The sequence below is a fragment of the Thiobacillus sp. SCN 63-57 genome, from assembly GCF_001725555.1.
Classification (GTDB): domain Bacteria; phylum Pseudomonadota; class Gammaproteobacteria; order Burkholderiales; family Thiobacillaceae; genus Thiobacillus.
Window position 1 is genome coordinate 25,373 of the sequence record NZ_MEGP01000018.1, and the last position, 9,706, is coordinate 35,078.

Consider the following 9,706-nt stretch of genomic DNA (forward strand, 5'->3'; position numbering starts at 1 on the left):
CTTCGCCCCGTCTTCACCTGATAGGGAGCCGATCATGGCCAGCAAAGAATACAACCACCTGCAAGACGTTTTCCTCAACACCCTGCGCAAGGAACGCATCCCGGTTTCAGTGTTTCTCGTGAACGGGATCAAGCTCATGGGACGAATCGAATCGTTCGACCAGTTTGTGGTACTGCTGAAAGGTCAGGATCAGGCCGCCCAGATGATCTTCAAGCACGCCATCTCGACCATTTCGCCCTCGCGCGAAGTGGTCCTGCCGCAACGCGACGCCGAGGCCTGAGTCGCCTTATTCAGTCGGGGCGGCCAGTAGTGCGGCCGCCGTTTGTGCGTTCACCAGGACTGCGCCGCCGCCGCGGTAGGGCTGCTTGTAGCGCGCCGAAACCCCGGTCAACTGACGGCTATTGTCCAGATACACCACGGCATAGCCTTCCGGATGGGTGGCCAGCCAATGCGCCGCGCTGGCCCCGGTCACTTCGGCCAAGGGCGTTTCCAGCCTGCCGAGAAACTGGTATTGCGCATGGTAGGTCGCGATATTCGCCACCGGCCGTCCTTCATCCTGTACCTGTTTGATCGCCTGTGCCATCGACTTGACGTCGTACATGGGCTCGATCGAATGCATCGCAGCGATTTGCACCAGCGCCATCAGGGCCGCGCCGAGCAGGGCCAGATTCGGTATCGGCGCCACACCGCGCCGGCCCGCCACCCACGCGGCAAAAGCCAGCACAATCAGGACCCAACCCGGCCAGGCCGGCGGCAATGCCGTCACCTGACGATGCAAGGCTGCAATATGTCCTGTGGCAGCCAGGACCAGCACACCCCCAAGCACCGCCGCCAGCAAGGCCGGCAGCCCGACGCGCGCGTCCGCACGTCCCGCCATCAGCCGTGCCGTCAGCAAGGCGAAAGCGGGAAACAGGGGAACCAGATAATGCGGCTGCTTGCCGCTGATGAAGCAAAAAGCCACGAACACCGGCAGCATCCACGCCAGGCAGAAGCGAGAACCGCGATCCAGGCCCTCGCGACGCTGCTGGACCAGCGCCTTCCACCAGGCCGGCCAAACGAACCAGGGGAACAGCAACAAGGGCAGCAGGGGCACATACCACCAGAACGGCCGCCGGTGCGCGAAGGACTCGACCATGCGGTTGGCGGTCTGACCCCAGAAAATCGCATTGCGATACGCCTCGCCCCCTGAAAACCCGGCCGGCAGCGCCCACGCCAGCGCGATGGCCGCGCCCAGCAGTACTGCCATCAGCGTGCCGCCGAACCAGCGTTTCCACTTCAGGCCCGGATTCCACCACGGCGTCAGCGCAACGACGGGCAGCAGATGCAGCAGGATGACCGGTCCCTTGGTCAGTACGCCCAGGCCGATCGCCACCCCCAGCATGACAAAGCCGCGGCGCTTTCCATCGGTGGCCGCCAACACGCCGTGGAGACCAATCAGTACCCAGAAGGTCAGCATCACGTCGAACATGACCGATGTGGAAAAGACGATCCACAGCAAGGCGCTCACCAGCACCAGTGCGGCCCGTCCGCCGAGGCTTGCATGCTGGGGCCATAGGCGGGGGGCAAGTCGATAGGTCAGGAACAGTCCGCCGGCAGAAAACAAGGGGAGCACCAAGCGCGGCCACCAGTTATTGACGCCAAACAGCGCCCAGCCGGCCTGGAACATCCAGAACATGAACGGCGGCTTGTCGCTGTAGGGTGCGCCATTCTTGAACGGCACCAGAAAATCGCCGCGCAGCCACATCTCCCACGCTGCGCTGACGTAGCGCGTCTCGTCGATCGGGGTCAGGGGGCGTGTCAGAATCGCCACCGCAGCCAAGGCTGCCAGCAGCAGCAGGCTGAACAGCAACAGGTTGCGTCCGGAGAGATCAGATGTGCGTTGTGGATTCATGGGCATCGATATTTTCGTCCAGTGCCGCATCGATCTGCGCGTCGAGGCTCTGGCCGTGGCGGAAATGTCTATACAGGTAGGCGCCCAGCGCGCCCGAGATCAGGAACAGACCAATGGCGAGCGCGAGTTTCAGGGCCGGCGCGAGGTGGACGCCGCTGCCGACCAGTGCGAACACCAGCGTTTGCGGCAGATAGCCGAGCAGCGTGCCGGCGAAGAAATGTATGGGGCGGATGCTGGAAATCCCCGCCGCCAGGTTGGTCAGCAGATTGTTGCCCACCGGCAGCAGGCGGACCAGCACCGTCATGGCAAACGGATGGTCGTGTATGAAGCGGTCGAAGCGCCCGGCGCGCTCGCCCAGCCGCGCACGCAGCAGTCCTTTGCCGAACAGGCGTGCATAGCCGAAGCTCAGCATGCAGCCCAGAAGTGCGGCCAGCGCGCCGAGCAGGGTGCCCAGCCCAATGCTGAAGGCATAGCCGCCGAGAAAGGCAATGATCTGGCGCGGCAGGCCGATGGCTGTAAAAATCCCGCCCATCAGCAGGAACAGCAGCGCCCCATTGATGCCATGCCCGCGCACCCGCGCATCGATCCAGGTTTCGTTGATGCTGTTGCCGAGATCGCTTGACTCGAACAGGTAGCCCAACAGCGCCAGGCTCAATATCAGCGCCAGGCCTTTGACGATGACGCGCGCCCTCATTTACAGATCGGAATCGGACTCGATGACCGGCAGACGCACCCTGCGCTGCAGCCAGGCCACGCCGAACAGGTCGACGATCCCTACCCACAGCCGGTTGTGCACGCCGTACTTGGAACTGCCGCGCTCGCGCGCACGATGATGGACCGGAACCGATACCACTGCGCCGCCATTGCGCATCACCAATGCCGGCAGGAAGCGGTGCATATGGTCGAAATTGGGGAGCTGCAGGAAGGTCTGGCGGGCAAATACCTTGAGGCCACAGCCGGTATCCGGGGTATTGTCCTTCAGCATGCGCGAGCGTACGCCATTGGCGATTTTCGACGACAGCCTGCGCAGGAAGGTGTCGTTGCGGCGGGCTCGCCAACCTGCCAGAAGTTCCAGATTAGGCGGTTGTGCCGGATCGGCCAGCCGGGCCAGCAAGGCGGGAATGTCGGCAGGGTCGTTCTGCCCGTCCCCGTCGAGCGTCGCGATCCACTCATGGCGCGCTGCAGTCACGCCCGTCGTCACGGCCCGGCTCTGCCCGCACGAACTGCGATGCCGAATCACCCGCAGCATGGGAAATTCGGTTTTCAGCGCATCCAGTCGTGCCTGCGTGGCATCGGTACTGCCATCGTTGACATAGATGATTTCAAATGTCGTGTTTCCGGACAGCGCCGCCGCGATTTCGCGCACCAGCGGTTCGACGTTGTCCTGTTCGTTCTTGACGGGAACGACTACGGAAAGCCTGCCATGGTAGGCGTATTTGGGCATTGCTGTATTTATAAGGGTCGCTTAGTGTTGGCGGCGCAAGGAGATATCTCCAGGCTGGGCCGCATCGACAGGCTTCCGAAGCTTGAAATTTCAGAAGCTTGGCATTCTAATTTATTTTCAACGCCGCGTATGCTCCGGACACCCCGGCATGCCCACCCCTTGCGCCGGCCTCTGATCCCTTCTGCCGGGATCCGAAGAACAGCCAGACAGGTGTCGATTTTCCCCGGCCTGCTTCGTCGTAGTGATGAAGGACCTGCGCTGACCTCAGACTATGGTCCGATTCCCACCCGAAACAACCAGGAGAAACCCATGCGATTCATGATCATCGTCAAAGCCACCGCCGAATCCGAAACAGCAGCGCGCCCGGCTCCCGACGAAGCCCTGCTGGCCGAAATGGCCGATTACCACGAGAAACTGGCCAAGGCCGGCGTGCTGCTCGATGCGTCCGGCCTTAAGCCAAGCGCGCAAGGCTGGCGCATCCGCTATGACGGCGAGACGCGTAGCGTGCTCGACGGCCCATTCACCGAGACCAAGGAACTGATCGCGGGTTATACGCTGATCCAGGTGAAGACACGCGAAGAAGGCCTGGAATGGGCGCGCCGATTCCCCAATCCGGTCGGTGCGGGCAGGCCGGCAGAAATCGAAGTACGGCAATTGTACGAACTGGATGACTTCGCGCCGTCGGCCGCGATCGAGCGTTTCCGCGACATGGACACGGCCAAACAATAACGACACCCCTGGACACCGCCAGCGGCAATCTGTCGATTTGGCAGCACGCCATTCGTCGTACGAAGTGAAGCGCCGGATCGGAATCGTTTCCGTTCCCCTCAATCTGACAGGAGAAAGAACATGAGCCCCACCCAAGCAAGCCCCATCCCGAATGGCATGCATACAATCACCCCTCACCTGGTGTGCCGCGGTGCCGCCGATGCCATCGCGTTTTACGGCAAGGCTTTCGGCGCCGTCGAACTGGCTCGGCTACCCGGCCCGGAAGGCAAACTCATGCATGCGATGATACGCATCGGCGATTCCAACCTCATGCTGGTCGACGAATTTCCCGACTGCGGCTCGCTGGGGCCGCAACCCGGCCAAAGCTCACCCGTGACGATCCATCTCTATGTCACGGATGTCGACGCAACGTTCGAACGCGCCGTCGCCGCCGGTGCCAAAGTCACGATGCCGGTCGACGACATGTTCTGGGGCGACCGCTACGGCAGGATCGAAGATCCCTTCGGACACCAGTGGTCGATCGCCACCCATACCCGCGACCTCAGTCCGCAGGAAATCCAGGCTGCGGTTGCGGCACTCGGTCGCTGATCAACGCACCCGCATTAGTCGACATGTGGTGGAAAACCCTTCCCATATCGTGGTCCGACCCGGCCGCTCACCGGCAAACGGGGAGTCCCCGTGTCGATACCCACCCAGGAGAAACCATGGCATATCTGCTTTTGATCGTCGAACCGCGCGGACAACGCGATACGCGCACCCAGGAAGAAGCCCGGCAGCTTTATGACGACATGCTGCGCTACGGCCAGGGACTCGCGGCGCGCGGGTTGCTGCGCGCCAGCGAATCGCTGCGCCCCGACCAACACGGCGTGCGGATCCAGCAACGCGACGGCAAGGCCATTTTGCGCGACGGGCCTTTTGCCGAGGCCAAGGAGATGGTCGGCGGCTTTTTCCTGATCGACTGCGCCACGCGCGAGGAGGCCATCGCCATCGCCAGCGCGTGCCCTGCTGCGCAATGGGCCACCGTCGAGGTGCGCGAGGTCGCGCCTTGTTATGTCGGCTAGGTCACTGGAAAAGCGTATGCATTACCCATGCCCACCTCCCACGGAGTGCATGTGTCCTTCGCCTGGTTGAGCGTCCCTGTTTAGGAGAATTCCATGTCCACCCAGATATTCGTCAATCTGCCCGTTGCCGACCTCAGGCGTTCGATCGCTTTCTTCACCCGGCTCGGCTTCAGTTTCAACGAGCAATTCACCGACGACACAGCAACTTGCATGGTCATCGGCGACAACATCTTCGTCATGCTGCTGGTACGCGATCGCTTCCAGAGCTTCACGCCCAAGCCGGTATGCGATGCCATGCGACATACGGAAGTGCTGGTCTGCCTGTCGCGCGACAGTCGGGCAGCGGTGGACGCCATGGTACGCACTGCCGTTGCTGCTGGCGGTTCGACCTACAACGAACCCCAGGACCATGGCTTCATGTACGGCCATGGCTTCCAGGACCCGGATGGGCACATCTGGGAACTGGTCCACATGCAGCCCGCATAACAAGGAGATGTCCATGCCCTACGTAGACGGTTTCGTCCTCCCCGTTCCCACCGCCAATCTGGCGGCCTATCGTCGCATGGCCCGCAAGGCAGGCAAGATATGGCGCGAGCACGGCGCGCTCGAATATATCGAATGCCTTGCCAACGACGTCCAGCCTGGCAAGCACACGTCGTTCCCGCAGAGCGTGAAGCTCAAGGACGGCGAAACCGTGATATTTGCCTGGATCGTGTACAAATCCCGCAAGGACCGCGACCGCATCAATAAAAAAGTCATGGCCGACCCGCGCCTGGGCAGCATGATGGATCCGGCGGCCCTGCCCTTCGACGGCGAGCGTATGTTCTGGGGCGGATTCAAGACCCTGATCAGCCTCTGAGACCACCATGAAGCCCGGGGGAAATCCATGCATACCCTGACGACCTGCCTGTGTTTCAAGGACCAGGCCGAAGAAGCCGTCCAGTTCTACGCGTCGGTTTTCAGTGAATTGAAGATCACGGGACTCACGCGCTGTGGCGCCAACGAATTCGGCGGCCCCGCGGGCAGTGTCCGTACCGTGAGTTTCGAACTGTTCGGCCAGACCTGGCTGGCGGTCAACGGCGGACCGCACTTCGCCTTCAACGATGGCGTCTCCCTCATCGTCAACTGCGACACGCAGGACGAAATCGACCGTCTGTGGGCCGCGCTCGTGGCCGATGGGGGGGCGCCCGTGCAATGCGGCTGGCTCAAGGACAAATTCGGCCTGCCCTGGCAGATCGTGCCGCGCATATTGGGCGACATGATGAACGATCCCGATGCCGACCGCACCAATCGGGCCATGCAGGCGCTGCTGCCGATGACCAAGCTTGATATTGCCGCGCTGAAACAGGCCTATGGGCACGCCTAGTCCGGGCAGCGAAGCCGCCCGCACCATCGAGGCGATCTGGCACATCGAAGCGGCCAGGGTCATTGCCAGCGTTGCACGCATGCTGCGCGACGTCGGCCTGGCCGAGGAGTTTGCGCAGGATGCGCTGGTCGCCGCGCTGGAACACTGGCCGGCGACAGGCGTGCCGGACAATCCCGGCGCCTGGCTGATGACCACCGCCAAGCGCCGTGCACTCGATCACCTGCGTCACGAGAAGCTGGCCGCGCCGAAACACGAGGCGCTCAGCCGCGAGCTCGACGCACAGCACGCAATGGCTATCGACGACTTCAATGACCGGGTCGACGACGCGCTCAGCGACGACGTGGGCGACGACCTGCTGCGCCTGATCTTCACTGCCTGCCACCCCGTGCTTTCGCCCGAAGCGCGCAGCGCGTTGACACTGCGCATCATGGGCGGTCTCTCCACCGACGAGATCGCACGCGCCTACCTCAAGCCAGAAGCCACCATTGCGCAACGCATCGTGCGCGCAAAACGCACGCTCGCGGCCGCGCACGTGCCGTTCGAAGTGCCGCGTGGCGCGGAACTGGCGGACCGTCTCGCGTCGGTGATCGAGGTTCTGTATCTCATCTTCAACGAAGGCTATTCGGCCACGGCAGGCGACGATTGGGTACGTCCGGCGCTGTGCGAGGAGGCGCTGCGCCTGGGCCGCGTGCTCGCCGGACTCATGTCGTCCGAACCGGAAGTTCACGGTCTGGTCGCCCTGATGGAAATTCAGGCTTCGCGGCTTGCCGCGCGCATCGACGCGAAAGGCGAACCCATTCTGCTGCTCGACCAGGATCGCGCGCGCTGGGACCCTCTGCTCATCCGCCGCGGCCTGGCCGCGCTTGAGCACGCCGAATCCCAGCCTGGTCCGCTGGGCCCCTATACCCTGCAAGCGGCCATTGCGGCTTGCCACGCGCGTGCCGCCACCGCCGACGTCACCGACTGGGCACGTATTGCCGCCCTCTATGACGCGCTCGCCCAGGTTGCCCCCTCGCCGGTCGTCACGCTCAATCGCGCCGTGGCGGTGGCCATGGCCTTTGGTCCCGTAGCCGGGCTGGAAATCGTGGACACCTTGCTTGGCGAACCCAGCCTGGAAAATTACCATCTGCTGCCGAGCGTACGCGGCGATCTGCTGGCCCGCCTGGACCGCATCGCCGAAGCCCGTGCCGAGTTCGAACGCGCCGCCACCCTCACCCGCAACGCGCGTGAACGTGCGCTGCTGCTTGCCCGGGCTGCCGCATGCACCCGCGGTCGCCAGCCGGGAGCCGTCGACACCTAGGTCATACGGTCTCTGTCGCTGATTAAGGGAAGCTGATAGGGGAAATGAAGGGAATGCTGGCGGAGAGGGGGGGATTCGAACCCCCGTCAGGATATTATCCTGAACACGCTTTCCAGGCGTGCGACTTAAACCACTCATCCACCTCTCCGAGAGCGGCGCATCATACCGGAAGCGCCCACGCCCGGCAAATTGAATGCAGAATCCGTGGTTTCCCGCCGCAGGGGCAGAAAAAATGACTTTAGCCCCTTGAATCCCGGTCATTCGTCCCCAGTTCTTCGCCAGTACCAATTGGGAGCCCACATGCAGGACGAACTCAACACCGATGCAAGCCCGGCCGCAACCCAGGCCGAGAAAGAAACCATGCCCAGCCTGGAGGAGATGCTGAAAGCGGCCGAACTCCAGGCCGCCGAACATCACGACGCCTGGCTGCGTGCCAAGGCGGAGACCGAGAACATGCGCCGCCGCGCGGCGGACGACGTGGAGAAGGCGCGGAAGTTCGCGGTGGAAAACTTCGCCAATGAGTTGCTGGCGGTGAAGGACAGCTTGGAAGCCGCGCTGGCAGCGGAGTCGCCGAGCGTGGAAAACCTCAAGGATGGCGTCGAACTAACCTTGAAACAGCTGGTTTCCGCATTCGGCAAATTCAATCTGAACGACATCAACCCGATGGGCGAGAAATTCGACCCGCACCAGCACCAGGCCATCCAGATGATCGAATCCGAACAGCCGGCCAACACCGTGGTCACGGTGCTGCAGAAAGGCTACCGCCTGCACGACCGCACGCTGCGGCCGGCACTGGTGATGGTCGCCAAGGGCAAGGATTGAAACAGCCTTGAAATAGGCGCCGCCTCCCCCACATTCGAATCAATTCAATCTCTTTAAGAAGGAACGCATCATGGGACGCATTATTGGCATTGACCTGGGTACCACCAACTCCTGCGTGGCGGTCATGGAAAACGGCACGCCGAAGGTGATCGAGAACGCCGAGGGCGCACGCACGACGCCGTCCATCGTCGCCTACACCGAAGATGGCGAGATTCTGGTCGGTGCGCCGGCCAAGCGCCAGGCCGTCACCAACCCGAAGAACACCCTGTTCGCGGTGAAGCGCCTGATCGGCCGCCGTTTCGAAGAGAAGGAAGTGCAGAAGGACATCGGCCTGATGCCCTACAAGATCGTCAAGGCCGACAACGGCGACGCCTGGGTGGAAGTGCGCGACAAGAAAATGGCCGCGCAGCAGGTGTCGGCCGAAACCCTGCGCAAGATGAAGAAGACCGCCGAGGACTATCTGGGCGAAGAAGTCACCGAAGCCGTGATCACGGTACCGGCCTACTTCAACGACAGCCAGCGCCAGGCGACCAAGGACGCCGGCCGCATCGCCGGCCTCGACGTCAAGCGCATCATCAACGAGCCGACCGCAGCCGCCCTTGCCTTCGGCATGGACAAGAAGGAAGGCGACCGCAAGATCGCCGTGTATGACCTCGGCGGCGGCACCTTCGATATCTCCATCATCGAGATCGCCGAGATGGACGGCGAGCACCAGTTCGAAGTGCTGTCCACCAACGGCGACACTTTCCTTGGCGGCGAGGATTTCGACCAGCGTCTGATCGACTACATCGCCGAAGAATTCAAGAAGGAACAGGGCGTCGACCTGAAGAAGGACGTGCTCGCGCTGCAGCGCCTGAAGGAAGCGGCGGAAAAGGCCAAGATCGAGCTGTCCTCGAGCCAGCAGACCGAAGTCAACCTGCCCTACATCACGGCCGACGCCTCCGGGCCCAAGCACCTGGCGGTGAAGATCACCCGCGCCAAATTTGAAGCGCTCGTGGAAGACCTGATCAAGCGCACCATCGATCCGTGCAAGATGGCGCTGAAGGATGCCGGCCTCACCACCTCGCAGATCGACGACGTCATCCTGGTCGGC

Annotated in this window: 13 protein-coding genes and 1 tRNA gene; 10 read left to right on the forward strand and 4 right to left on the reverse strand. The window is 62.6% G+C overall.

Annotation, left to right across the window (positions count from 1 at the left end; all coding sequences use genetic code 11):
• Nucleotides 1-34 precede the first annotated feature (34 nt).
• Nucleotides 35-280 carry an RNA chaperone Hfq gene (hfq, locus tag ABT23_RS08055; RefSeq protein ID WP_018077292.1) on the forward strand — a complete coding sequence of 82 codons (246 nt, stop codon included), beginning with the start codon at nucleotides 35-37 and terminating at the stop codon, nucleotides 278-280.
• A gap of 6 nt (nucleotides 281-286) precedes the next feature.
• On the opposite strand, the gene ABT23_RS08060 is transcribed toward hfq, so the two are convergent.
• Genes ABT23_RS08060 through ABT23_RS08070 form a run of 3 tightly spaced genes read right to left on the reverse strand, consistent with a single transcriptional unit; the run spans nucleotide 287 to nucleotide 3,335 of the window.
• Complete coding sequence (locus ABT23_RS08060; protein ID WP_296633490.1) at nucleotides 287-1,891, reverse strand: glycosyltransferase family 39 protein; 1,605 nt, start codon at nucleotides 1,889-1,891, stop codon at nucleotides 287-289.
• Nucleotides 1,869-2,585: a VTT domain-containing protein gene (locus tag ABT23_RS08065; protein ID WP_296633492.1), complete on the reverse strand. Its 717-nt coding sequence runs from the start codon at nucleotides 2,583-2,585 to the stop codon at nucleotides 1,869-1,871. Before ABT23_RS08065 ends, ABT23_RS08060 begins: the two co-directional genes overlap by 23 nt.
• Entirely contained in the window at nucleotides 2,586-3,335 is a 750-nt protein-coding gene (locus tag ABT23_RS08070) for a glycosyltransferase family 2 protein (protein WP_296633493.1), read from the reverse strand.
• Between the two features lie 309 nt (nucleotides 3,336-3,644).
• On the opposite strand from ABT23_RS08070, the gene ABT23_RS08075 reads away from it, so the two are divergent.
• The 7 genes from ABT23_RS08075 to ABT23_RS08105 all read left to right on the forward strand — a co-directional run bounded on the left by ABT23_RS08075 (nucleotide 3,645) and on the right by ABT23_RS08105 (nucleotide 7,791).
• Nucleotides 3,645-4,064, forward strand: coding sequence for a YciI family protein (locus tag ABT23_RS08075; RefSeq protein WP_296633495.1), 420 nt, complete (start codon nucleotides 3,645-3,647; stop codon nucleotides 4,062-4,064).
• A 120-nt stretch (nucleotides 4,065-4,184) separates the two neighbouring features.
• The gene (locus tag ABT23_RS08080; RefSeq protein ID WP_296633497.1) at nucleotides 4,185-4,652 is read left to right on the forward strand and encodes a VOC family protein; all 468 of its coding nucleotides are present in this window, start codon (nucleotides 4,185-4,187) and stop codon (nucleotides 4,650-4,652) included.
• A 116-nt stretch (nucleotides 4,653-4,768) separates the two neighbouring features.
• Entirely contained in the window at nucleotides 4,769-5,125 is a 357-nt protein-coding gene (locus ABT23_RS08085; protein ID WP_296633498.1) for a YciI family protein, read from the forward strand.
• A gap of 93 nt (nucleotides 5,126-5,218) precedes the next feature.
• Entirely contained in the window at nucleotides 5,219-5,611 is a 393-nt protein-coding gene (locus tag ABT23_RS08090) for a VOC family protein (protein ID WP_296633500.1), read from the forward strand.
• 13 nt (nucleotides 5,612-5,624) lie between these two features.
• The gene (locus ABT23_RS08095) at nucleotides 5,625-5,984 is read left to right on the forward strand and encodes a DUF1428 domain-containing protein (RefSeq protein ID WP_296633501.1); all 360 of its coding nucleotides are present in this window, start codon (nucleotides 5,625-5,627) and stop codon (nucleotides 5,982-5,984) included.
• 27 nt (nucleotides 5,985-6,011) lie between these two features.
• The gene (locus ABT23_RS08100) at nucleotides 6,012-6,491 is read left to right on the forward strand and encodes a VOC family protein (RefSeq protein ID WP_296633503.1); all 480 of its coding nucleotides are present in this window, start codon (nucleotides 6,012-6,014) and stop codon (nucleotides 6,489-6,491) included.
• Complete coding sequence (locus ABT23_RS08105; protein WP_296633505.1) at nucleotides 6,478-7,791, forward strand: RNA polymerase sigma factor; 1,314 nt, start codon at nucleotides 6,478-6,480, stop codon at nucleotides 7,789-7,791. The genes ABT23_RS08100 and ABT23_RS08105 overlap by 14 nt, the downstream gene beginning before the upstream one ends.
• Nucleotides 7,792-7,848: 57 nt before the next feature.
• Here the strand turns inward: ABT23_RS08105 and ABT23_RS08110 are convergent.
• Nucleotides 7,849-7,939, reverse strand: a tRNA-Ser gene (locus ABT23_RS08110).
• A 152-nt stretch (nucleotides 7,940-8,091) separates the two neighbouring features.
• Here ABT23_RS08110 and grpE point away from each other — a divergent pair.
• Both grpE and ABT23_RS08120 read left to right on the forward strand, forming a co-directional pair.
• A complete protein-coding gene (gene grpE, locus ABT23_RS08115) occupies nucleotides 8,092-8,613 on the forward strand; it encodes a nucleotide exchange factor GrpE (protein ID WP_296633506.1) in 522 nt (173 codons plus the stop codon).
• 70 nt (nucleotides 8,614-8,683) lie between these two features.
• A partial coding sequence (locus ABT23_RS08120; protein ID WP_296633508.1) for an Hsp70 family protein occupies nucleotides 8,684-9,706 on the forward strand: 1,023 nt, incomplete at its 3' end.